Genomic DNA, 22,906 nt, shown 5'->3' with positions numbered 1-22,906 from the left:
CTTGCCCGCCGCTCCCCTCAAGCGCCTCCATGCTCGGCCCGCAGACGTATCTTGTCGATCTTCCCCGTAGGGGCAAGCGGCATGGCCGGCAGCCTGACGACGGCGTCAGGGACCCACCAGGGCGCGACGCGGCCGGTCAACGCGCCCAAGAGGTCGTCGTCACTGAGCGCAACATCGCGCATTTCGACCAGCAGCACCGGCCGCTCGCCCCATTTGGGATCGGCGCGCCCGATCACCGCGGCCTGTGCCACTTGCGGCAGCGCGCCGACGATCGCCTCGATCTCGGCTGGATTGATCCACTCGCCGCCGGACTTGATCAGATCCTTGGCCCGGCCAGTGATGATGAGATTGCCGTCACGATCGATGCGCGCCAGATCACCGGTGGCAAACCAGCCGCACGTGTCCGTCGCGGGGGCGTCCTGCCCGAAATAGCGCTCGATCACGGCGGCACCGCGCACGCGCAAATGCCCTTCGACATCGCGTTGTTCGGGAAGCGCCACGCCATCGGCATCGGTCAGTAACAGGTCAACGCCGATCGCCGGCTTGCCCGAAACCGCGGCGGTGCGCGCCGGATCGTTCGGCGGCGCCACGGTGCCAGACGGCGACAGTTCGGTCATGCCCCAGCTGGTTTGCACGGTCACGCCGAGCCGCTGTTCCAGCCGCTCCATCAGCGCGGGTGGCATCGGCGCGCCGCCGACGATGATCCGCTGCAGGCTCGGCACCTCGGCGCCCGTTGCGTCGAGATGCTCGACCAGCCCCAACCATACCGTCGGGACGCCGACGCCCACCGTCACCTGCGCCTCGGTGATCAGCCGCGCGAGGCTTGCGCCGTCGTTGCGCCGCCCCGGGAGCACCAGCCGCCCGCCCGCGGCGGGCACGGCAAAGGGGAGGCCCCAGGCATTGGCATGGAACATCGGCACGACCGTCAGCACCGCGTCGGTCCGCGCGATCGCCATTACATCCGCCTGCAAGGTTCGCAGCGTGTGCAGGAAGCTGGAGCGATGGGTGTAAGTCACGCCCTTCGGCGCGCCGGTGGTGCCGGACGTGAAGCAAAGGCCCGACGGCGCCGTCTCGGGAAAATTCCCCCAGGCGACATGAGTGCTGGTGGCGCCGATCATCGACTCCAGCGGCTCACCCGCTGCACCCTCCGGCACCTCGCCGTCAATGACCAGGACGTGCCGGACCGTCGTCGCTGCCTCTGCGATCGCCGTGGCAAGCGGGAGCAGGTCGGCACTCGCCACCAGCAGCTTTGCTTCCGATTGCATCGCCATGTCGGCCAGCTGCGCCGCGGTCAGGCGCGGGTTCAGCGTGTGGCAGACTGCCCCCATGCCCATGACGCCATACCATGTCTCGACATGTGCCTGGCTGTTCCATGCCAGCGTGGCGACCCGGTCGCCCGTCCTGATACCGAGGTCCGCCAGCACGCCCGATACGCGCCGTGCGCGCGCATGCAGCGCGGCATAGCCGATCCGCGTGAGAGCGCCGTCGTCGCCGGCCGTGACCACCTCCGCGTCGGGATGCCACTTGGCCGCATGCGCCAGGAACTTGTCCAGCGTCAGCGGGAAATCCTGCATCGTTCCGTCGATCATCGGCAACCGGCCGCCTTTGTCAGTATCGGGGAGGCAAGCCCCGTGTTCCAGTTCCACGGCTGGTTCCCCGCTGCGCGGCGCCGGCACATCGCCGCCTCGTGCAGCGCGAACATGCCCGGCGAAAGCCTCGTGCCGGGCACTGGCGCCTGCGCAAACGCCATGAAATGCGCCGCCTCGCCATAGGGCTGCCATTTGGGTTGGCCGTCCGCCACCGGCTGCCCGGTGCGCGCGAACGACAGCCAATAATCCATCATCGCCGCCGACAGCCGCCGGTCGACCACGCCATCGGGATTCTTCGGCCAGAAGGGCGGCGTGCTGCCGTTGGTGCCGAAGACGTACGGGATCTCGGCGGCGTGGAAGGCATGAAGCCTGTTCTCGCTCGCCGCGGGATAGGCGTGGTCGAAATAATAAAGATAGCCGCGCCACCCGATCGCGGTTTGGCCAATCGCCAGCCGCTGGGACGTCCAGCCATAGAGCGCGTCGCGCGTCGTCCCTAGCATGGATTCGCCCACGTCGCTGGACGGGTAAAGCCGCAGGAACGGCTCGGCGAGGTCACCGTAGCGCTCCTTGATCGTGGCCTCATAGGCCGCAGCATTGGCCGGGGCGGGGGGCAGCAACATGCGCAGCGATCGGATCTCGCCCGCATTGTAGCCGGTCAGCACCGGCACCGGCGCCTGCTCGCCGCGGTCCCACGTGTCGACCAACTGGCGCTTCAGGAGCTTGCCGTCGACGGTGCCCCACGGACCATAGCCCTTCATCGCTGCATTCTGCGTCAGCGTCTCGGCATCCATGCCGCGCAGGTCGGCGAGATCCTTGGCACCCAGCGTCGTCATGATCTGGGAGCCGGCGTCCTCCGCCGAGGGCAGGCCATGGCGCGCATGCTTCAACTCGGGCGCAGTGATCATGTAGGCGCTCTGCGCGATCGCCCGGTGGAATAGGCCGCGCGCCTCAGGGCTCGCCATCAGATACATGACGCTGAGCGCGCCTGCGGATTCGCCAGCGATGGTGACATTGGCGGGATCGCCGCCGAACGCCGCGATATTGCGCTGGGCCCAGCGAAGCGCCGCCATCTGATCCATCAGGCCGTAGTTGCCCGAGATTCCGTCCGGCGATTCCCGGCTCAGCTCGGGGTGGGCGAGATAGCCGAGGATGCCGAGCCGATAATTGATCGACACCACAATCGCGCCGCGCGCAGCCATTTTCGCGCCATCGTACATCGCTTCATGGCCATAGCCGCTGACCAACGCGCCGCCGTGGATCCATACGATCACCGGCAGGTCCTTCGCCTCGCGCGGCGCCCAGATGTTGAGCGCCAGGCAATCCTCGCTCATTCGCTGCGGCGGGTTGGCGTAGATGCTGGGCGCGGAGGAGCGCGGCTGGACGCAGGCGGCGGCGAACGAGGTCGCCTGGCGTACCTCGGCCCATGGCGCGGCCGGCACCGGCGGCTTCCACCGCAGAGGGCCGACCGGCGCCTGGGCATAAGGAATGCCCTTGAACACCCGCACCGTACCCTGCGTGCTCCCTGCCACCGCGCCATCGGGCGCGCGGACGATCGGGGCACCGGCCGGCGCGGCGGAGGCGGCCGCCGGAACGGCAGCGCTGAGCAGGGACGCCGCCATTGCGGCGCCGGTCAGTGATGTCATGCGCGGTTTCCCTCGCGGCGAAGCAGCCGCGCCAGCCACAGAAACAGCGCGATCGCGATGAAATAGAAGGGCGTCAGAGTGTAAAGCGCGGTTTGCAACGCATGGGCGTCGCCCTGCGCCTTGAACCAGTCGCTCGCCTGGCCGACCCACGTGGGGCCAAGCCCAAGTCCGATAAAGTTCATGATGAGCAGCAGGAGCGCGCCCGACAGGACGCGCTGGTCCGGCCGCACTTCTTCCTGCACCAGCGCGACCGAGGCGGAGAGGTAGAAATAGTTGAACACCATGACGACCGACAGCAGCAGCAGCGCGAGCGGCCAACTGGGCGCCCAGATGAAGCCGAGGTAGAAAGGCATTGCGATTGCCAGCGACAGCGCCGGAGCGGTCGCATAGCCGACGCGCGTGCGGCGCGTCATGCGGTCGATCACCCGGCCGGACACGACCATGCCGCCCCCCATGCCGATCGCCAGCACCAGCGCGTACCAAATGGCCACGTCGCTCAGGTTCATGCCCTTTTCCCGCATCAGGAACAGGACGGCGAAATTGCCCAGGCCATAAGTGACGAACTGCGTCGCCCCGCTGCCCAGCGCGGCCAACATCAGCACGGGATTGGTCAGGAACATGCGCACGGTGGACCAGAAGCCGGTGGGCGGCACCGCTTCGATAGCCTTGGCGCCCGCCGGATCGGTTGCGCCGCGCTCCGGTTCGCGCATGAAGATGCGCAGCAGCACGGCGGTCACGATGCCGACCGCGCCAATGATGATGAACGGCATCCGCCAGCCGAAATGTTCGGCGATCAGCGCGCCGAATGCGACGCCGATCGCAGCGCCGATCGCCGGGCCGAGATTGAAGATACCAAAGGCCGCCGCGCGCTTGCCGGGCGGGTAGGTATCGGTGATGATCGCGTAGGATGGCGGCACGCCGCCCGCCTCGCCGAAGCCGACGGTCATACGCGCGATCACCAACTGCGTGTAATTCTGCGCCAGCCCGCAGGCGACAGTCGCGCCGCTCCAGATCGCGCAGGCGAGCGACAGCACGGTCACGCGGCTGGACCGGTCCGCCAGCCAGCCGACGGGAATCGCGATGAAGCAATAGAACATCGCGAAATACAGCCCGCCGATCAGGCCTAGCTGGCCATCGGTGACGCCCAGCGAATCCTGGATCGGCTTGGCCACGATGCCGATCAGCTGGCGATCGAGGAAGTTCAGCACATAGACGAACGTCAACGTCACCAGCACCCAGACCGGCCGCTGCGCACGGGGGGCCGCCCCGTGCGCTTCAACCGGCGCGCCCGTCGCCACGCTCATCGATCAGATCCCGTAGCCGAGGCGGATGCCAACGGTGCGGGGCCGCAGCGTGCCGAACCGGCTGACCAGGAACGCCTCCGGGTGGATGTAGGTGATCGAGTGATCGTCGAACACGTTCTCCACATACAGTTGTCCCGTCCACGCGCCCCGCTTCACGCCGAGATTCAGATTGACGTTCACATATTCGTCCGTCTTGCCAAAGGTCGACAGGCGCAGGTTCGGATTGCCTGGCGTGTTGGGGAACGAGCTGTTGTACGACCCGACATATTGCGCGTTCACCGCGAAGGTGCCCTTGCTGCTTTCGCCCAGATCGAACCCGATCGAGGTGTACATCGCGCCCTGAAGTCGCGGCGCGGAGAGGCGATGGCCAAGCACCGCGCCGGAGATCGCGGCTTCTTCCGGCGTTAGCTTCGTTATCTTCGAATCATTGTACGCCGCGTTGAAGCCGATGAAGACGTCGGTTGCGGGAATGATCCCCATCTCGACCTCGAAGCCCTTGCTGCGCGCCGCACCGATGTTGGTGGCGAACTGGACCGAATCCGACACGCGGTTGGCCTGCGCCTGGATATTGCTCCAGTCGATCAGATACGCAGCGAGGTTGATGGTCACGCGGCCGTCGAGCCAGCGGCCCTTGGCCCCGATCTCGTAGCTTTCCAGGCGATCGGATGATGCGCCGTTCGGAATGATGATGTCATTCTGGTCAACGACACTCGCCCGCCCGGCAAAGGCGTTGACGATCGGCGCGCGGAAGCCGGTGGAGAAGGTGGCGTAGGTCGTCACCGTCTCGGCCGGTTTGAACGAGGCGCTGGCCTTCCACTGCGGCTTCTGGCCCTTCGCTTTGACGCCCTCCGCCGCTTCGTACGCAGGGAAGCGGTTGAACGGCAGGTTTCGCACATTGCCCAGCGCGAGCTGCAGATAGTTCAGGTCAACGCCGAACTCCGGATAGGTGGCCATCGCGAGGTAGCCCCCGGCTTCGGTGAATGCCTGGGCGGAGATGCGGCCATAACGCATGCCGCCGGTCAGCCAGAAGCGGTCCGAGAAGCGATAGGTCAGTTCGCCGAAGCCGGCGAGTTCCTCGTTGATCTGATGCGTGTACTGCTTCTGATAATATTGGTCGGGCAGCCCGGTCATGCCGCGTGCTGCCAGGAATTCGGGGTTGGATCGATAGAAGAAGTCCGTGTCGCGACGGCGCTTCAGGTAGAAGCCGCCCAGCGTGAACTGCAGCGGGCCATCCAGAGTCGATACGAAACGCGTCTCCTGCACGAACACCTTGTCATAGGCGTTCGCATCGAGGCCGAATGCGATCGGCGCGCCTGGGAAGGAGCCCTGCGGGAAGGTGCCGGCGAGATCCAGCCAGAAGCGCTGATCGAAGTTCGAGAAGGTCGATGAGCTGGTGAGGCGCGCGAAATCGAACTCGTAGTCAATGGTCGCATTGGCGATCAGCTGCTTGCCGGTGAAGCGATCCGGCTGGTCGGAGATGCGCTTCTCGCGGCCAAGCGATGGGCTGGTGAGCGACGAGTCCTTTGGATCGCTGTCCTCATAGGAGCCGAGCAACTTGATCGAGAGGCGATCCGTCGGCTTCCACAGCATCGTCAACCGGCCGCCCCAGTCGACGAGCGTGTTCGAGTTGCGCACACCCGTCCCGACGTTGTCGAGATAGCCTTCCTCGTGGCGATAGAAGCCGACGCCGCGGATCGCGAGCTTGTCGCTGACGATCGGCACGTTGACCATCAGATTGTAACGTTGACGCAGGCTGTCCGAGCCGGTGAGGCCCAGGTCAATTAGCGCCGACGTGTCGAAATGGTTGAGATCCGGGCTCTTCGTCAGAATGCGCATCGCGCCCGACAGAGAACCGGAGCCAAACAAGGTGCCCTGCGGACCGCGCAGGAATTCCACCCGCTCGACGTCGAACAGGTTCGGGTCGACCACGGTGGTGTTGCCGATCGTCGAGACCGGCAGCTCGTCAATATAGACCGCGACCGAGCTCTGCAGGTTGGCATTATAGCCGTTGGTGGCGATGCCGCGCGCGGTGAAATTGTTGAAATTCTGCGTCGGGCGGTTCAGCACCACGCCCGGGGTTTCGCGCGCGATGCCCTCGAAGCCGACGATACCTTTTTCGGTCAGTTCCTGCTGCTGAAACGCGCTGACGCTGATCGGCACATCCTGGATGCGTTCGGCACGGCGCGTCGCCGTAACGTAGATGTCGCCGGAATCCGTCGCATCATCGGTCGCGCCGGCCGTCAGATCGCCCGCAGGCTGATTAGTGCTGGCTTGACCGGCCCCGGTCTGATCCGAAGCCGGCGCGTCCTGCGCAGCTGCCGGTGCAATTGAGAAAAGCGTCATCGCCGCAGCGGACGCCAGCAACATGGCCCTCACTGATCCCCTCCCTGAAACCCGTAATGCGAGTTTGATGAGCATCGGTTGCCGCAATGGAGAGGTCATGTCAACACTCACTCACTCGTGTGTGAGTATCTGTGAGGCTCCGGATGATCCTGGCGTCCGCTGTTCTGCGTCGCCCGGTCAGCAATCGCGCTCATGGCCGTTCATCTCGCGGTGGAGCGGTGGAAAAACGCTGCTCAGATCAAGGAACATGCAGCGAGGTCACGAAGAACCCGCCGCTTCTGGAATGAACGATCTTCTTAAGTGTTAGGTAGCCTCTTGCGGCGCAGAAAGAGACTTTACGCAGCAGGCACTCGACGGTGAACGGTTCTTCTCACGCCAGGCTTGGACGGGTCACACGGCACGTGAGCTGGCTTTTCCAGCCGACCGGCACCGTTGATCCGACCGGGCGCGGCTTTCTCCTTGGCGAGTTGCTTGGGTCGGTCGCCGCAGCCGTCATGGGATCTTTCTGCGCGCTCATCGTCTCCGGGACAGCCCTGCTGCGCAGCGGCGACCCCAGCTACATGGTCTTCTGCGCGCTCGAAGCGTCGCTAATCGCGCTGCGTGTCACCGAATGGCGCTGGCGCTCTGCACGGTCCGGCCAACGTCCCGATCATGTGCCGAGCATCGATGCGTCCGCCGTGCTGTCCGCGCTCTGGTGCACGTTGCAGGGCGCACTCGCATTCACGATCATGTCGTCGGGCGATCTCGTGCTGAGCGTGCTTTCCGCCACCTTGGTCACGGCGATGCTCGGCCCGATCTGCGCCCGCAATTACGCGGCACCGCGCTTCGCCTTCTTGCTCGTGCTGTTGTGTGATCTGCCATTCGTGGCCGGTGCGATGGCTTCGAGTGAAATGTGGTTTACCCCCATAGTAGCGCTCACGCCCTTGTTCCTGGTCGGCGCTATGCAGATCATTCGTTCCTTCCATCGAACGATGCTGATGACGCTCGCCGCCCGGGCCACAGCGCTTCACTTGGCGGAACATGATTCCCTCACCGGCATCCTCAATCGCCACGGCATGGACCGGGCGTTGAGCCGCATCCCTCCTGGCGGAGAGCGACAGATGGCGTTGCTCAGCATTGACCTGGACGGGTTCAAACAGGTCAATGACCGGTACGGTCATGGGGTCGGGGACATTCTGCTGACCAAGGTCGCCGACCGGATGAAGCGGGAATTGCGACCGGAGGATTTGCTGGGCCGAATGGGCGGCGACGAGTTCATGGTCATTGTTCGAGACATGAGGCCGGAACATGTCGCGCCCTTGGTGGATCGGCTGATCGAGGCAATCGCTCGGGCGCCCTATGACGTTGGCGGACTTGTCGTGCATGTGGGTGCCAGCGTCGGCTTCGCCTGCCTGCCAGAGGATGCTGCAACCGCTGTCGAGTTGCGCTTGCGCGCGGATGACGCACTTTATGCTGCCAAGGGAGCGGGCAAGGGCGTTGGCCGACGGTATCGACAGCCTTGGCCGGACACGAGAAGCGACGACTCTGTCGCTGGTCAGCAGTTCCTACGGAGGTAAGCGTCAGTCGCTCCTTGCGTGCCAGCAGGGCGACGGCGCCTGAAACAGCGCACTCTCCACAAGCCGGGCCGCCGCCTTCGCTGAAGGAGATCGCTCCCGCAGATAAAGCGGCCGAACCAAGCGGCGCGCTTCAGTTGCTCCGCGTGGCCCGCAGTTCTTCCTCCATGCCCTTGGCCAGCGCGGCCACTGCCGCGTTACGCTCCCAGGCGTAAAGGGAAACGGCCAGGGCAGGCGCATCTCCCAGCTCCTCCTGTTCGCGTACAGCCGCGCCACGCACGGCGCTTTGCGGAAGAATGGCGATGCCGACGCCCGCTTCCACTGCCGACAATACGCTGGCAAGGCTGTTGCCGGTAAAGGCGACGTACCAACGTCGGCCGTCACTTGCCATGCGCTCGATCATCAGGTCGCGGTACAGCCCACCCGGCGGAAAGGTGACCAAAGGCACGGGATCTACCAACGGTGCCGCAGCGCTCGCACTTTCGAACCACATGACAGGTTCGTCAAAGCTGGCCAGGGCCTCGGCTCTTGCCACAGGTTCCTTGACCACGACGATGTCGAGCTCGCCCGCCTGATAGCGGCGCGACAGATCCCGGCTCAGTCCGGTGGAAACATCCAGGCGATGTTGCCGGTTGGCTTGCGCGAAGGCCGAAAACCTGCGGCTCATCTGCGCCGTGACGATATCGTCGGGAATGCCGATGCGGATGGTTGAGGTACCGGCCGGATCGGACAACAGCATGATCGCTTCTTCCTGCAAGGACAGGAGGCGCCGCGCGTAAGTGGCAAGGCGCTCTCCGACCGCAGTCGGCCCGACTGGTCGGGCGGCCCGGTCGACCAGGCTGAAGCCGATCGCGCGTTCCAGTCGTGCGAGATGCTGGCTCACCGTGGATTGCGTGGAATGCAGCCGAGCCGCCGCCACCGTGAAGCTGCCGGTGTCGATCACCGCGATGAAGGTCTGCAGCAGGCGTGGATCAAGCACCGTCATTCGATAGATGAATGATCTTCATCCGGAAATATCGTTTGATGATGGCGGTTGGCGACGCCACCTCTTCCACACCTCACTTGAACTCCGAGGATCAGCATGAAGCGCATTGGTTTAAGCCTGGGCCTCCTTCTCGCCAGCACGGCCGCGCCGGCGGCGGCAGCCGACCTGTCAACGCACGTCCTGGATCTCGCACGGGGGGTCGGCGGCCAGAATGTGCCCGTGGTGCTTGCCAAGCGCACGGCTGATGGCAGCTGGGTTCAGGTGGGCACGGCTCGCACCGACGCCAACGGCCGAGTGCGCAGCTTTGGCGATCCCGCAAAGTTCGACAAGGGTGATTACCGGCTGACCTTCGATATGTCGGCTTATCCCGACGCCAGCGCCGCTCCGTTCTTTCCGGAAATCACCGTGGTGTTCCGCGTGACGGATGCCGCCGCCCATTATCACGTTCCGGTTGTGGTAAGCCCGTTCGGCTATTCGACGTATCGGGGCAATTGAGATGATAGCCGCGCTGTCCGGAGTAGGCATGTGGTCCTCCGGCCCGTTGGCCATTCCAACCTTCTAACACCCTTGCGAACTCATTAGCCCGGCTTTTGAGTGACGAAGCCGATCTTCGTGGCACTACTCTAATCCTACTAAGAAGATAGGAATTAGGAGGTGCCCAATGACGACTCAGTTCATCAACATGCCCGACCCAGCCAGCCCGCTGGCCATCACGCCTGTCGCCGGCCGCATCGGCGGCGAGGTGCGCGGAATTACACTATCCGCCGATCTCGCACCCGAAATCATCGAGGCGCTTCATGCGGCACTCGCGCGGCACAAGGTGCTGTTCTTCCGCGATCAGCACCAGCTGGACGATGCCGGGCAGGAGGCATTTGCGGCGCGCTTTGGCGCTCCAGTGTCGCACCCGACCGTTCCGGTACGGCAGGGAACGCAGCATATCCTCGACCTCGATTCAACCGACGGGCGGGCCGCAAACTCCTGGCATACCGACGTCACCTTCGTCCCGGCTTATCCGGCCGCTTCGATCCTGCGCGGCGTGACCATTCCGGAGGCGGGCGGCGACACGCAATGGGCGAATACGGCCGCTGCTTACGATGCCTTGCCGGAGCCGCTGCGCGTGCTGGCCGATACACTATGGGCAGTTCATTCCAACGCTTATGATTATGCGGCGCTGCGTCCCGAATCCTCGGCGGAGCGGATCCGCTACCAGCGCGAGGTGTTCGCCCGCGTCGTGCACGAGACCGAGCATCCAGTGGTACGCGTCCATCCGGTAACAGGTGAACGGACGCTGCTGCTTGGCCATTTCGTGCAGCGTTTCGTCGGCCTGGGGCAGGCGGACAGCCTGGCGCTGTTCCAGATCCTCCAAAACCATATCCTCCAGCCGGAAAACATCGTCCGCTGGCGCTGGCGCGAAGGTGATGTGGCGATTTGGGATAATCGCGCTACCCAGCACCGCGCCACCGCCGATTTCGGCCTGCAGCGGCGCACGGTCCGCCGGGTGACCATTGCCGGTGACGTTCCGGTGTCGATTGACGGCCGTCGCAGCCGTGCGATCCGCCCGGAGGCGGACGGCAAACTGCTGGAGGCTGCGGAATGACCGCCGCCGCCAACCGCAGCCCGCTCGATTTCCTCTGGTTCCTGCCCTCAGCCGGCGACCAGAGGTATCTGGCCTCTACCGATGGCGCGCGCGCCGCGACGCCGGGCTATCTGAAACAGGTGGCAATCGCTGCAGACCAGCTAGGCTTCTCCGGCGCGCTGATGCCGACCGGATCGCATTGCGCCGATGCATGGGTCACTGCCGCCAGCCTCGCCCCCGTAACCGAGCGGTTGCGGCTGCTGGTCGCACTGCGGCCGGGGCTCACGCTGCCAGCGGAGTCGGTTCGGCAGGCGGTGGCGCTGGATCGCATCAGCGAAGGGCGGCTGCTGCTCAACGTCGTTACCGGCGGCAGCAGCGAGTTGCTGGCGAGGGACGGGATCTTCCTCGATCACCGCGAGCGATACGAACAAACCGCCGAGTTCCTCGACATCTTTCGTGCCCTGGGCCGCGGCGAGACGGTGACGCGGGAAGGCAAATACCTGTCGATCCGCAAGGGCCGGCTGGAATTCCCGTTCGTGCAAAAACCGCATGCGCCAATCTGGTTCGGCGGTTCCTCCGACATCGCGCGGGAGATCGCAGCCGAGCATGTCGACGTTTATCTGGCGTGGGGTGAGCCGCCCGCCCAGTTGAAGGAGGTGATTGACGACGTGCGTGCCCGGGCGGCGGCGCGGGGGCGCACCATCCGCTTCGGCATCCGGCTGCACTTCATCGTGCGCGAGACGGAAGGCGAGGCATGGGACGCGGCGAACGAGCTCATCCGCCATGTCACCGACGATGATATCGCCCGCTTTCAGGCCGCTCTGGCGCGCACGGAGTCAGTGGGTCAAGCGCGGATGCGCGACCTCCACAAGGGCAACCGCGCGGATCTGGAGGTCAGCCCAAACCTGTGGGCCGGCATCGGCCTGGTGCGGACGGGTGCCGGTACCGCGTTGGTGGGCGACCCCGCAACGATCGCCGAGCGGCTGGAGGAATATGCCGCGATCGGCATCGATACCGTGATCGGTTCAGGCTATCCGCATCTCGAGGAGGCCTATCGAGTGGCCGAGCTGCTGTTCCCGCATCTCAATCTGGTGAACGGCCCGAAGGTGCAGGAAGCGCCGCCGCAATTCCCTTTCACCACACTGCGGCAGGCCGCGGCGAGCTGAGCAATTGCTCCCCTCCACCGCAGGGAGGAGGGGAGCTTTGCCGCCTTATTTCTCCAGCAGTCGTTCCAGAATTTCGCCCTCGATCAGTGCCAGCCCTGTATCGCCATGGCGACGCGGACGGCCCGCCGGAACGGCCCGATCGAGCGCGATCCGCCCGCCTTCCATGATCACCACGCGATTGCCGAGCGTCACCGCCTCGGTCACGTCGTGCGTCACCAACAGCGCGGTGAAGCCCTGGTTCAGCCAGACCCGTTCGATCAGTCGCTGCATTTCGATCCGCGTCAGCGCATCAAGTGCGCCGAGCGGCTCGTCCAGCAACAGCAGGCGTGGCCGGCTGACGAGCGCGCGGGCCAGCGCGACGCGCTGGCGTTGGCCGCCGGACAGGCGCGAGGGCCATTCGGCTGCCTTTTCGGTCAGGCCGACGAGTGCGAGCGCCTCGATCGCCTGCTCACGCTTCTCGGCCGGGGTGCCGTCAGCGCCCACCACGACATTGTCGAGCACACTGGCCCAGGGCAGCAGCCGCGGTTCCTGAAAGATTACGCGCGTGCGATCGCGATCCGTTTCGATCGTGCCGCCATCGGGCTGCTCCAGCCCGGTAATCGCGCGCAGCAGCGTGCTCTTGCCGCAGCCGGACCGGCCGACGATCGAGACGAAGTCGCCAGCCGCGACATCAAGGTCGAGCGCGTCGATCACGCGATTGCTGCCGAACGCAATGCCGAGGCCGCGGATCGTGATCGTCGCGCCGCCCTGCGCCGCTGTGCGGGCAAGGGTATGAACGGTGGCCATGTCAGCGTTCTCCATAAGCTGGATTCCAGCGCAGGAAGCGCCGTTCGATCAGGCGCGTGATGCTGTCGGCGAGCTTGCCAAGGCAGGCGTAGACCAGAATCGCGAGGACGATCACGTCGGTCTGGCTGAACTCGCGAGCCTGGTTCGCCATGTAGCCGATCCCCGAATTGGCCGCGATGGTCTCCGCGACGATCAGCGTCAGCCACATGATGCCCAGCGCGAAGCGCAGGCCGACCAGGATCGACGGCAGCGCTCCGGGCAGGATCACGCGGCGAAACAGCGTCATACGCCGCATTCCGTACACTCGTCCCATCTCGATCAATCCCGGGTCGACGGAGGTCACACCGTGGTAAGTGTTGAGATAGATCGGGAAGAACACGCCCCAGCCGACCAGCAGGATCTTCGCCCCTTCGTCGATTCCGAACCAGAGGATGACGAGCGGGATCAGCGCGAGGTGCGGAATGGTTCGCACCGCCTGCAGCGTCGGATCCAGCAGGCGCCGAAGCCCTAGTGACAATGCGGTGGCAAGGCCGAGCGCAAGGGCGATCGTACCGCCCGCCAGGAGACCAACCAGCGCGCGCGCCGCGCTGACACCCAGGTTTGCGATCAGCGTGCCGTCGCGGATCAGCTCACCCCCGACATCGATCACTGCGGTGGGGGCGGGGAGGATCGTTGCCGGCAACGCTCCGGTGGTCGAGGCGAGCTGCCAGGTGGCGAGCAGAAGTACTGGCAGGATCGCGGGGGTCCAGCGTGTGCGGGCGAGCCATGAGCCCGCGGGTGCTGGGGAAAGGGTGCTTGTCGGCCCGGGTGGGGCCGCATTGGCATTAGAGAGCGTCAGGTTAGGCGCGAGACTGGCCATAATCGTCTCCTCAGCTTTTTGGGGTCCAGCCGGTCCAGGCGATCGCGCGGGCGTCCAGCTTGCGATTCAGTACACCCGCCTCGGTCAAATAATCGGCGACACGCTGTTGGTTGGCGATGTCGGCCTGCGTGACCGGGTCGACGACAAAGGCGGCGCCCTTGTAGCGCGCGAGCATCTTCTGCTGCACGGGAAGCGGGAGACGGGTCGCGGCGGCAGAAAGCTTGCTCACCGTGTCTAGGTTCGCCCGCGCCCAGGCAGCCTCATCGCGCAGCGCGTCGAGCGTGGCGGCGATCGCTTCCGGCCGTTCCTTAACCACCGTGCCGCGGGCGATGTAGAAGACGGTGGAGGCAAGGCCAGCCCGGTCGATTGGGACCTCGCGTGCGCCATGCCGCTCCTCGGCGAGCCCCCGGTAGGGATCCCAAGTGATCCAGGCATCGATCGACCCGTTGCTGAACGCGGTCATTGCGTCGCCCGGCGCCAGGTACACCGGCGTCACGTCCTTCAGCGTCAGCCCGTGTTTCTTCAGCGCGATGACCGCGCTGAGTTCGCTGGCCGAGCCCTTGGTAAAGGCGAGGCGCTTGCCCTTAAGATCGGCGGCGGTGCGTACCGGGGACTGGCGTGGCACGATCAGTCCGCCGGTGATCGCGCTCGGGAAGCTGTGCGTCGCGACATAGACGATGTCCGATCCGGACGCCTGCGCATAGGCGACCGGCGTATCGCCGACGGCGCCGAGATCGACCGAGCCCGCACGCATCGCTTCGATCAATGGAGGGCCGGAGGGGAATTCCACCCACCGCACCGGCGTAATACCCTGTGCCGCGAGCGTCTTCTCTACCGCGCCACGCTCCTTCGCAACGAACAGCACGCCGCCCTTCTGAACACCGATCGTCAGGCCCTTGCCTGTGCCTGCGCTGCCGCCCTTGCCGCACGCGGCGAGCATCAGCGCCAGCGTGCCGGCCAGCAATGCACGGCGCCTCACTCCGCCGCCTCCGCCAGCGCGGCCGCTCTTCGGGCGGGGTGCTCCGGAAAGGGCAGGCCCAGGTTTTCTCGCAGTGTCGTTCCCTCATAGTCCGTGCGGAAGCGGCCGCGGCGGCGCAGTTCGGGCAGCACCTCGGCGATGAAGTCATCCAAATGGTCCGGCAGGTGCGGCGGCATCACGTTGAAGCCGTCCGCCCCATGGCCATCGAACCAGGATTCAAGCTGGTCGGCGATCTGCCCGGCATCGCCGAAGATCGTCCAATGGCCGCGCGCGCCGGTGACACGCAGGTGAAGCTCGCGGGCGGTCAGGTTCTCCCGCCGCGCCATGTCCAACAGTAGAGCGGGGCGGCTCTTGCGCCCGTCGACCTGCACCCAATCAGGAAGCGGTTGATTCTCGTCATGCTCCAGTAGGCGATCGTCCTCGAACAGCCGGGCGAGGAACCGTTGGCCGATCTCGGGATGAACGAGCGCCTGGAGCTCCTCGTACTTTTCGCGGGCGTGGTGCTCGCTGTCGCCTACAACGGCCATGACACCGGGCATGATCTTCAGTGTCTCGGGCCGCCGGCCGTGCCGTGCCATTCGGCCCTTCACATCGGCGTAGAAGTCTGCGGCGGAGGCGAGCGTCTGGTGCGCGGTGAACACCACTTCGGCAGTCGCAGCCGCAAGTTCGCGCCCCGGTTCGGACGAACCAGCCTGAACCACGACGGGATGCCCCTGCCGCGATCGCGGCACGTTGAGCGGCCCGGCAACCGAAAGCTGCGCGCCCTTGTGCCCAAGGATGTGGAGTTTTGACGGATCGGCGAAGAGGCCGCTGTCGCGATCGCGCGGAAAGGCATCGTCCTCCCAACTCTCCCACAATCCTTTTACCACCGCGGCAAATTCGGCGGCGCGGGCGTAGCGAACCTCCGGCTCGGGATGCTGCTCCAGCCCGAAGTTCTGCGCCTCACCAGCCGAGGCGGAGGTGACGAGGTTCCAAGCCGCGCGCCCGCCGCTTACATTGTCCAGCGAGGCGAACAGGCGAGCGAGGAGGAAAGGCGGATAGTAAGTCGTGGTCGCTGTCGCGACGAGGCCGATGCGTTGCGTGCGAGCCGCAATCGCGCTCAGCAGTGTGATCGGCTCGAACCCGGCGACGCCTGCCATGCGTGCGATGCTTTCCGGATCGCCCCGATCGACGAAGCCGCCCTGGCTATCGGCCAGGAACATCATGTCGAACTTCGCGGCTTCCGCCTTCTGCGCGAGCGAGACGTAATGCTCGATATCGACGCCTGCGTCCTTGGCGGCGCGCGGGTGCCGCCATGCGGCGACATGGTGGCCTGTTGCCATCAGGAAAGCGCCAAGGCGGATCTTGTCGGTGCGTTTGGTCATGGTTGTTCTCCCGGTCAGAGACGGTGACGCAAGGTGAGGCCAAAGGTGCGCGGATCACCGGGCTGGCCGTAGAAGACGGCGCCGTTCTCGCTGATGCCCTTTGAGTAGAAATACAGCTTGTTCAGCAGGTTGCGGGACCAGAGGGACGCTTCCCAGCGACCATCCTTGCCGCGCACGCCGAGCCGCGCGTTGAGGAGGCCAAAGCCTTCCACCAGCGAGAAGCGGCTGAGGTTGTACGTCGTGTAGAAGGACGAACGGTACGCATAGTCCGCGCCGATGAAGCCGGTGACGGTTTCGTTCAGCGCCGCGTCATAGCTGGCGCCCGCCGACCAGGCCCATCGCGAGGCGGCGGGGAGGCGGCGCCCGGACAGATCGCAGACTGTGGGTTGCCCAGGCGCGCGTATCTCAAACGGGCATTGTGCGTTGGTGTACCGGCGGTATTCGGCAGGGTTCCACGTGCCGCTGGCGTAGAGCGAGAGCCCCCCGACGGGACGCGCCCGCACGTCGCCTTCGATACCATAGGATCTGACATCGCCGACGTTGGCGATGTAGGCGCGGGGCGGCACCACGCTCGCGTCGACGATCGTCGACTGATAGTTGGAGACGTCGGTCAGGAATGCCGAGAAATTCGTGGTGAGGCGCCGGTCGAACCATTCGCTTTTCAGGCCGACCTCGTAATTGTCGACCTTCTCCGGCGAGACCACTGCCAGATTCAGCAGTGGCGTACCGTCCGGAGAGAGCGGCAGCGTGGCGAAGTTCAGCCCGCCCGACTTCTGCCCACGCGCATAGGTGACATAGACCAGCGCGTCTTCGCCCAACTTGCCCGACAGGCTCGCCATGCCAGAAAGGTCGCCCCAACTGCGATCGAGATCGTAGCGCGCATAGACAGGGGTGTAGGCGTTACGCAGCGCGATCTGCGCTGGCGTCAGCGTCGAAAGCGGCGCCCCGCCGCCGCGGACCTGCTCGTAGAACCCGTATTTGCGCTCATGCGTGTACCGCAGGCCAACCGTCAGATCGACCGCGTCGGTCAGGTGCCACACGCCCTGGCCGAACGCCGCAACGCTTGTCGTCTTTGGTTCCGACGAGGCGTAGGTGTAGGTGCCTTCCAGCGCGGCGCGGCGCTGCGCCGGGGTCAGGCCGGCAGTGCCAGGCGCAATCAGGAACTCGCCCGCGTCGCGGCCATATTCGTTGATGAACCAACCAGGAATTTTCTGGTGGAAGGCATAGAGCCCCACCACCCAGTCGAGCGTCCGCCGACCGTTGGAGGCAAGGCGAAATTCCTGGCTGAACTGCCGCTGGCGGTCGTACTGATTGCCCTCCAGCGATATGTTGAGGGCCGAATAATCAGGGTCGTTGCGCGGCGTCCAGTTCCAAAAGCGGGCCGCGGAGACAGAGGTCAGCGTAGCCCCGCCAAAATCATATTCCGCGTTCACCTGCACGCCGCCCTGTTCCATGCGGATCGGGCCCAGCCAGTCGCTGTCGGTGATGCGATCCTTGGGGTCGGCGAGCGGCGGGGTGTAGCCGAACTGGGCGATCCGCTGGGCGTAGTTGAACGCGATCGGCGCGCCATTGTCATAAGCGGCGAGCGATCCGAGCAGCACCGGAACGCAGCAATTCTGCTCCTGCCGGGCATAATCGCCGATGACGCGCACGCTCAGCGCTTCGGTCGGCGTGAACAACAATTGCCCGCGCACGGTATAGTTCTGAAAGTCGTGGACGCGGCGATCCTGGAAAATGTTGCGCAGGTATCCGTCGCGCTTCGTCGCCTCGAACGACAGGCGCCCGGCGACGTTCTCGGCTATTCCGCCGGACAGGGTTCCCCGCGCCTGGAACAGCCCGTAATTGCCGACCGAAACATCTCCGGAGGCCTCCGGCGTGAAGCTCGGTCGCTTGGTGGTGACGACGATGGCCCCGGCGGTGGTGTTGCGGCCGAACAGGGTGCCTTGCGGCCCGCGCAGGATCTCCACTCGATCGAGATCCACCAGGTCGAAGCCGGACTGGCCGACGCGCGCATAATAGACGTCGTCGACGTAGAATCCGACGCCGAGGTCCAGCCCGTTGTTCGCCGTGGCGACGTTCGATCCCAAGCCGCGGATGTTGACCGTCACGTTGCGCGGGTTCGAGGTATAGACCGTCAGGCTCGGCACCTCCTGATAGATCTGCTGGAGGTGATAGGCGCCTTTCTGCTCCAGCGCCTCGCCGCCCAGCACACTGATGGCAAGCGGCACGTCCTGCACGCTTTCCGCCCGGCGCCTCGCGGTGACGAGAATGTCAGAACCACCATCGGAAGGGGGGTTGGCTGATGTTGTGGTTTCGGGGTCGATGCTCGCGGCGGTCGTCCCCGCAGTGGGCGAAGGAGTAATCGTGACGGTGGCGGCATGGCCAGAGGGCACAGATATGCTGCCTGCGCTGGCCAACAGCCAGGCAGTGAGGGGCAGGGGCATTGCGATGTGGTCCCTTTATCGATCTGTAATCAGCCCGCGCGCTCGCTGCCCGCCAATCATGCTGGCGAGTGGGCAGGCGCTGGCGATGGATGCGTGAAGCGGCCTAGCGCGGCGGGTCGACCATGCTCGTTCTCCCGAGATGCGGGAACACGCGCCGTGCCGCCAGTCGACACGCCGGGTGCGCTTTAGCCGTTGGTGACGCGGAGCAAGCTGATCCCATCAAAACGCCGCGGGCCGCAATCGGGCGACCACCGTTGAATCCATACTGAACAAGTAGGAATTAACGGCAAGATAGCTTTGGTTCACCCGATGAGAGATCTGCTTCGCTCAGGATCCGACCTCGTTTCGCGAGAAAGGCTCGCTACTTACTCGCCATCTCGGGCGCGGTGTCACGACGCGTCCTCGCGTCTCGTCAAGTCCGTCAGCGCCGGTGGTCGGCGCCTCTGACGAGGAAAGCATCATGAGCGCAACGCAACGACTGAACTGGTACGACGTCGCGCCGGACGGCGCCAAGGCCCGGTTCGGGATCTACCATTATGTGACGAAGAACACCGACCCCCGGAGGAGCTCGTCCACCTGATCTTCCTGCGCGTCTTGCAGATCAACGCGTGCGCGCATCGCGTCGACATGCTGAAGACGATGTTGATCGACAAAGTGGCGCTCATCCCGGTCCGGGCAGAGGTGCCGCACCTGTTCTCGGATCGCTATAGCGCTGCGCTGGTCTGGGCGGAGGAAGTCACCAACATCAGCGCGATTCATGCGTCCGATCAGGCCTGTGCTGCGGCGGCCGCTGCGTTCACGTCGAAGGAACTGGTCGACCTGACGCTCACCACGTTGCCTTTTATCATCAGGACCAGCAATCGGCCTCGTCACACCCGGATGAAAGTCATCGCCCAAAGACAGGCGCTCGCGCGAAATCCTCCTTGCCGAATGGGTAATCGTTAAAGAGGAAAGTGTAATAGAATTCGCGCAGGCGGCGGTGGAAGTCGCGGATGCGGTCCTGATAGGCGATCTGTGCGGTCAGATCCGTCTTGGCCAGCCGAGTGAGCAGCGCCTGCACGCCAACGGACGGCAGCACCCAGCCAAGCGCGCGCGCGGCAGCGTCGCGCCGCTCCAGCCCCGCGCGATAGGCGCGCACCTGGCCCGCCACGCTCTCGTCGCCGTTCTGATGAAAGGCGAGATACCATTTGTAGTGGAACTCCGGACCAAGTGGGGCCGAGGCCGCCCAGCGTGGGTGATTGGCGTAGAAGCGCCGCATCGTTTCCTCGCGCGGGATATCCCAGGCGTGGTTCACGCGCTCGCGCTGCGCCAGAGCGATCTCGGCCCCCTGATCCACCGGAACCGCGCGGTTGATCGCGACATGCGCCAGAGTCGGGGCGATCAGCACCAAAACCAGCCAGCAGGCGGCAAGCGTTGCGGCGTTAGCGACCGAACTCCAGCGCAAGCGGCCGATCAGCGCCGTCAGCACGATCCAGAAGAACAGATACGCCGCGATCACCGCTAGGATCAGCAGGATCACGTCGACGCCGACGCCGGACACAATAGCGGTAAATGTGAACGGCACCGCCAGCACCGCCCAGAGCAACGCGAGCCGCAGCAAGGTCCGGCGGCGCATCAGCCCCGACCCGCCGCGCGGAAGCGCCATCAGCGAACGCAGTCGCCCTGCCTCGCGCTCACCCGAGACCTGATCGTGAAACAGCGCGATCACGAACAAGGGCGCCAGGAACACCAGCATGAAGGCGAAGTCGAACCGCCCGGGAAGCGCGAGCTCGGGATTAAAGGTGTCACCATCGTAGATTTGCGCTTCCAATCCCAGCGCACGGATGCGCAGGATGTAGGGCGATACGTCGCGCATCCCGAGCGCCGCGAAGGCGAGCGGCGACGGCGCGTCCCACGTCGGGTGGAAGCTGTAATAGGCTGCGCCGCCGGCATCCTTGGTGCGGTCCACATAGTCCGCGACGGCGGCGATGTCCTCCGCCTGCGCCGCGGGGATCGCGGCGATTGCCGCGCGTTGGCGCGACACTTCTGCCATGCCCGCGGCGCAGGCGGCTATCGAAAGAGCCGCCAGCAGCGCCAATGCGACGGTGCTGAGGCGCCCGCGCAGCAGCAGCCGCAATTCATGCTTCCAAAGTGTCATCGGCTCTCTCCCAACCGGCGGGAGGCCCGGACGAGCAGCACGCCAGCGACGGCCAGCCAGCCAAGCACGATTGCCAGCCCCGGCAGCGCGCCTGTGGCAAGTGCGGCGCCGCTCGGCGGCCGATAGGTGAAGTCCGGCATCTGTTCCCAATTATCCGCCGCCACGCGCTTGCGCCGGTCGGCATCGGTGTCGGTGGCGGTGTCGTCGCTGTAGCTGACTGCCTCGGCCTGCATCCGGTTGAGCCGCTGGACGAGCGCGTAGCGATATGCTTCCGCCTGCTCGAGGAAGCGGCGGTGTCCTGCAAAGTCGGTCCCGGCGGCAGCCATCGACAGCGAGCGAAGCGCAATCGCCGGGCTCAGCACGCTTACTCCCATCACGAGCGCATTCTGCCGGTTTTGAGCGGCGTAGCTCTTGCCGGCATAGCGTTCGAACAATTCGGAGGTGAGCCGTTCGCCTTCGAGCGCCAGAAGGCCCTTGTAGTTGACCGGCAGATCCTCGACCCGCATGACCCCGTAACGCTTCAGCACCGATTGTTTGAAGGCGGCGAAGTGCGGATCGTCGGGATTGTGGCTATCGCCCATCCGTCGCAGGTCGCGGGCGATGGCGACATCGGTTTGGAGCCGGTTCTGCAGCGGCACCGCGGCACTCGCCAGATCGGGCGCGACACGCGGCAGCAGCACGACGGCGACGGCCCACATTGCGACCAGCGCCAGCAGCGCATCGCGGCTGCGGCGGACCGAGGCTGACACCAGCAGGATCAGCACAACCCAGAGCGCGAGATAGGCGGCATAGCCGATCGCGATAGTCGCGATGGGCAAGGCCAGTGCGCCGGGCTGGTCGGCGATCGCGACGAAGCCGATCATCGCCGGCAGTCCTGCGAGCAGCGCAACCGTGCCCAGCGCCCGCAGCTTGCCGCGGACCACCTGGCCGCGCGACGCGCCTTGCAGCATCAGCAGGCGCATCGTGCCGCGTTCGGTCTCCCGCGCGAGCGCGCCATAGCCCAAGAAAATCAACAACAATGGCGCGACGGCCTGAAGGACGAAAGCGGGAGTGAGCTGGCCGAAGCGGACCAGCAGCGAGCTTTGCCGCACGTCGCCGAAATTAGTGGTGTTCTGACGGTGGCCCTCGAGGAACATACTGCTGCCCGTGAACGCGTCGACGCCGGGATCGAAGGCCGCGAGCGGTCCCAGCGGCCGGAAGATGAAGTGGCCATAGTGGACCACCCGGTGCGGATGACGGTCGGGCTGCGCATCAAAGGCGTGCTCCGCGGCATGCTGGTGCCGGGCACGCAGCTCCGCATTGCCGCGCTGGTGCGCCCAGGAACTGAGCACGGCCACCAGTGTCAGCAGCACCAGAAGCGTAAAAGCGATCACCGCGACACGATTGCGGACCATCAGCCGCAGCTCGTCACGAGCGATAAGGGGAGTAGCGCTCATGCCGCGAGCCGCTCCGCCGCGACAGCGAAACGGGCGTGGAGCGAGCGCACGTCGAACCGCTCCGGCCCGCTCGCCGCGACTTCCTCGACAATGCGGCCGGCCTCGAGAAATCCGATCCGGTCGGCGACATGGGCGGCTGAGAGCAGGTCGTGCGTCACCATTAGCACCGCGGTGCCGCGATCGCGCACCGCGGCGACCAGCGCATTGAAATCAGCGGTAGCACGCGGGTCGAGCCCGGAGGTCGGCTCGTCGAGCAGCAGCACGGGCACTTCACGCAGCAACGCGACCGCGATCGCTACCTTCTGCCGCATACCCTTGGAAAAGCCGCCAAGCCGCTGGTCCCAGGCGCGGTCCTGAAGCCCCGCCGCGGCAAAGGCATCGGTGATGATCCGCCGTTCCTTGCGCTCATCGGACAGCGCCAGCAGATAATCGGCATTCTCGACGGCGGTCAGATGCTCGTAGAGCGCCACATTCTCCGGCAGATAGGCGATGCACCGGCGCGCGGCGTCCGCAGCACTTCCCGGGTCGATTCCCGACACCAGAACCGTCCCGGATTGCGCGCGCACGAAGCCGAGCAATGCCGCCAGCGTCGTCGACTTGCCCGCGCCGTTGCCGCCGAGCAGTGCCGTGATGCTGCCTGCGGGCACCTGCAAGGAAAGCCCGTCGAGGACGCAATGCTGGCCGTACGCGAGCACCAGGTTGTCGATTAGGATCGGTGCGAAATTGTCTTTGGTCATCGGCT

General features: G+C 65.4%; 18 protein-coding genes. 5 read left to right on the top strand and 13 right to left on the bottom strand.

Annotated features, from left to right (window positions below; genetic code table 11):
* Positions 1-17: 17 nt before the first annotated feature.
* Genes LK535_RS12595 through LK535_RS12580 form a run of 4 tightly spaced genes read right to left on the bottom strand, consistent with a single transcriptional unit; the run spans position 18 to position 6,903 of the window.
* Positions 18-1,589 (bottom strand): AMP-binding protein, encoded by a 1,572-nt coding sequence (locus LK535_RS12595; protein ID WP_227772248.1) that lies wholly within the window; start codon positions 1,587-1,589, stop codon positions 18-20.
* Positions 1,586-3,232 carry a carboxylesterase/lipase family protein gene (locus LK535_RS12590; RefSeq protein WP_227772247.1) on the bottom strand — a complete coding sequence of 549 codons (1,647 nt, stop codon included), beginning with the start codon at positions 3,230-3,232 and terminating at the stop codon, positions 1,586-1,588. Before LK535_RS12590 ends, LK535_RS12595 begins: the two co-directional genes overlap by 4 nt.
* On the bottom strand, positions 3,229-4,536 hold the full coding sequence (locus tag LK535_RS12585) for a spinster family MFS transporter (protein WP_227772246.1): 1,308 nt from the start codon (positions 4,534-4,536) through the stop codon (positions 3,229-3,231). Before LK535_RS12585 ends, LK535_RS12590 begins: the two co-directional genes overlap by 4 nt.
* Before the next feature lie 3 nt (positions 4,537-4,539).
* Positions 4,540-6,903 (bottom strand): TonB-dependent receptor, encoded by a 2,364-nt coding sequence (locus LK535_RS12580; RefSeq protein WP_227772291.1) that lies wholly within the window; start codon positions 6,901-6,903, stop codon positions 4,540-4,542.
* 377 nt (positions 6,904-7,280) lie between these two features.
* Here LK535_RS12580 and LK535_RS16945 point away from each other — a divergent pair, with 377 nt between their 5' ends.
* Positions 7,281-8,435, top strand: coding sequence for a GGDEF domain-containing protein (locus LK535_RS16945; protein WP_227772245.1), 1,155 nt, complete (start codon positions 7,281-7,283; stop codon positions 8,433-8,435).
* Between the two features lie 130 nt (positions 8,436-8,565).
* Here LK535_RS16945 and LK535_RS12570 read toward each other — a convergent pair whose 3' ends face one another.
* Positions 8,566-9,417, bottom strand: coding sequence for a LysR family transcriptional regulator (locus LK535_RS12570; protein WP_227772244.1), 852 nt, complete (start codon positions 9,415-9,417; stop codon positions 8,566-8,568).
* 96 nt (positions 9,418-9,513) lie between these two features.
* Between LK535_RS12570 and uraH the strand changes: the two genes are divergently transcribed.
* From uraH to ssuD, 3 genes are all read left to right on the top strand, one after another.
* Entirely contained in the window at positions 9,514-9,912 is a 399-nt protein-coding gene (gene uraH, locus LK535_RS12565; protein WP_227772243.1) for a hydroxyisourate hydrolase, read from the top strand.
* A gap of 166 nt (positions 9,913-10,078) precedes the next feature.
* On the top strand, positions 10,079-11,014 hold the full coding sequence (locus LK535_RS12560; protein WP_321576563.1) for a TauD/TfdA family dioxygenase: 936 nt from the start codon (positions 10,079-10,081) through the stop codon (positions 11,012-11,014).
* Positions 11,011-12,159 (top strand): FMNH2-dependent alkanesulfonate monooxygenase, encoded by a 1,149-nt coding sequence (ssuD, locus tag LK535_RS12555; protein ID WP_227772242.1) that lies wholly within the window; start codon positions 11,011-11,013, stop codon positions 12,157-12,159. Before LK535_RS12560 ends, ssuD begins: the two co-directional genes overlap by 4 nt.
* 45 nt (positions 12,160-12,204) lie before the next feature.
* Here the strand turns inward: ssuD and LK535_RS12550 are convergent, their stop codons facing one another.
* The 5 genes from LK535_RS12550 to LK535_RS12530 are packed head-to-tail and all read right to left on the bottom strand — an operon-like array spanning position 12,205 to position 18,591.
* Positions 12,205-12,945, bottom strand: a complete 741-nt coding sequence (locus tag LK535_RS12550; RefSeq protein WP_227772241.1) for an ATP-binding cassette domain-containing protein — start codon at positions 12,943-12,945, stop codon at positions 12,205-12,207.
* Between the two features lies 1 nt (position 12,946).
* Entirely contained in the window at positions 12,947-13,804 is an 858-nt protein-coding gene (locus LK535_RS12545) for an ABC transporter permease subunit (RefSeq protein WP_227772240.1), read from the bottom strand.
* Positions 13,805-13,814: 10 nt separating this feature from the next.
* Complete coding sequence (locus LK535_RS12540; RefSeq protein ID WP_227772239.1) at positions 13,815-14,783, bottom strand: aliphatic sulfonate ABC transporter substrate-binding protein; 969 nt, start codon at positions 14,781-14,783, stop codon at positions 13,815-13,817.
* Positions 14,780-16,147 carry an LLM class flavin-dependent oxidoreductase gene (locus LK535_RS12535; RefSeq protein WP_227772238.1) on the bottom strand — a complete coding sequence of 456 codons (1,368 nt, stop codon included), beginning with the start codon at positions 16,145-16,147 and terminating at the stop codon, positions 14,780-14,782. Before LK535_RS12535 ends, LK535_RS12540 begins: the two co-directional genes overlap by 4 nt.
* A 14-nt stretch (positions 16,148-16,161) precedes the next feature.
* Positions 16,162-18,591, bottom strand: coding sequence for a TonB-dependent receptor (locus tag LK535_RS12530; protein WP_227772237.1), 2,430 nt, complete (start codon positions 18,589-18,591; stop codon positions 16,162-16,164).
* A 627-nt stretch (positions 18,592-19,218) separates the two neighbouring features.
* Here LK535_RS12530 and LK535_RS12525 point away from each other — a divergent pair.
* Positions 19,219-19,536 (top strand): hypothetical protein, encoded by a 318-nt coding sequence (locus LK535_RS12525; protein WP_227772236.1) that lies wholly within the window; start codon positions 19,219-19,221, stop codon positions 19,534-19,536.
* Here LK535_RS12525 and LK535_RS12520 read toward each other — a convergent pair.
* From LK535_RS12520 to LK535_RS12510, 3 genes are read right to left on the bottom strand one after another with little or no spacing between them, the layout of a single operon-like run.
* Positions 19,478-20,728, bottom strand: coding sequence for a DUF3526 domain-containing protein (locus LK535_RS12520; protein WP_227772235.1), 1,251 nt, complete (start codon positions 20,726-20,728; stop codon positions 19,478-19,480). The genes LK535_RS12525 and LK535_RS12520 overlap by 59 nt on opposite strands.
* A complete protein-coding gene (locus LK535_RS12515; protein WP_227772234.1) occupies positions 20,725-22,164 on the bottom strand; it encodes an ABC transporter permease in 1,440 nt (479 codons plus the stop codon). The genes LK535_RS12520 and LK535_RS12515 overlap by 4 nt, the downstream gene beginning before the upstream one ends.
* Entirely contained in the window at positions 22,161-22,901 is a 741-nt protein-coding gene (locus LK535_RS12510; protein WP_227772233.1) for an ABC transporter ATP-binding protein, read from the bottom strand. Before LK535_RS12510 ends, LK535_RS12515 begins: the two co-directional genes overlap by 4 nt.
* Positions 22,902-22,906: the final 5 nt, after the last annotated feature.

The organism is Sphingomonas sp. IC4-52, from assembly GCF_020707225.1.
Classification (GTDB): domain Bacteria; phylum Pseudomonadota; class Alphaproteobacteria; order Sphingomonadales; family Sphingomonadaceae; genus Sphingomonas.
This window is presented reverse-complemented; position numbering and strand designations above follow the sequence as displayed.

What these genes read in the sequence shown, in the direction of transcription:
- LK535_RS12595 (WP_227772248.1), bottom strand. Translation starts at nt 1,589, where the DNA reads ATGATCGACGGAACGATGCAGGATTTCCCGCTGACGCTGGACAAGTTC.
- LK535_RS12590 (WP_227772247.1), bottom strand. Translation starts at nt 3,232, where the DNA reads ATGACATCACTGACCGGCGCCGCAATGGCGGCGTCCCTGCTCAGCGCT.
- LK535_RS12585 (WP_227772246.1), bottom strand. Translation starts at nt 4,536, where the DNA reads ATGAGCGTGGCGACGGGCGCGCCGGTTGAAGCGCACGGGGCGGCCCCC.
- LK535_RS12580 (WP_227772291.1), bottom strand. Translation starts at nt 6,903, where the DNA reads ATGTTGCTGGCGTCCGCTGCGGCGATGACGCTTTTCTCAATTGCACCG.
- LK535_RS12570 (WP_227772244.1), bottom strand. Translation starts at nt 9,417, where the DNA reads ATGACGGTGCTTGATCCACGCCTGCTGCAGACCTTCATCGCGGTGATC.
- uraH (WP_227772243.1), top strand. Translation starts at nt 9,514, where the DNA reads ATGAAGCGCATTGGTTTAAGCCTGGGCCTCCTTCTCGCCAGCACGGCC.
- LK535_RS12560 (WP_321576563.1), top strand. Translation starts at nt 10,079, where the DNA reads ATGACGACTCAGTTCATCAACATGCCCGACCCAGCCAGCCCGCTGGCC.
- ssuD (WP_227772242.1), top strand. Translation starts at nt 11,011, where the DNA reads ATGACCGCCGCCGCCAACCGCAGCCCGCTCGATTTCCTCTGGTTCCTG.
- LK535_RS12550 (WP_227772241.1), bottom strand. Translation starts at nt 12,945, where the DNA reads ATGGCCACCGTTCATACCCTTGCCCGCACAGCGGCGCAGGGCGGCGCG.
- LK535_RS12545 (WP_227772240.1), bottom strand. Translation starts at nt 13,804, where the DNA reads ATGGCCAGTCTCGCGCCTAACCTGACGCTCTCTAATGCCAATGCGGCC.
- LK535_RS12535 (WP_227772238.1), bottom strand. Translation starts at nt 16,147, where the DNA reads ATGACCAAACGCACCGACAAGATCCGCCTTGGCGCTTTCCTGATGGCA.
- LK535_RS12530 (WP_227772237.1), bottom strand. Translation starts at nt 18,591, where the DNA reads ATGCCCCTGCCCCTCACTGCCTGGCTGTTGGCCAGCGCAGGCAGCATA.
- LK535_RS12525 (WP_227772236.1), top strand. Translation starts at nt 19,219, where the DNA reads ATGCTGAAGACGATGTTGATCGACAAAGTGGCGCTCATCCCGGTCCGG.
- LK535_RS12520 (WP_227772235.1), bottom strand. Translation starts at nt 20,728, where the DNA reads ATGACACTTTGGAAGCATGAATTGCGGCTGCTGCTGCGCGGGCGCCTC.
- LK535_RS12515 (WP_227772234.1), bottom strand. Translation starts at nt 22,164, where the DNA reads ATGAGCGCTACTCCCCTTATCGCTCGTGACGAGCTGCGGCTGATGGTC.
- LK535_RS12510 (WP_227772233.1), bottom strand. Translation starts at nt 22,901, where the DNA reads ATGACCAAAGACAATTTCGCACCGATCCTAATCGACAACCTGGTGCTC.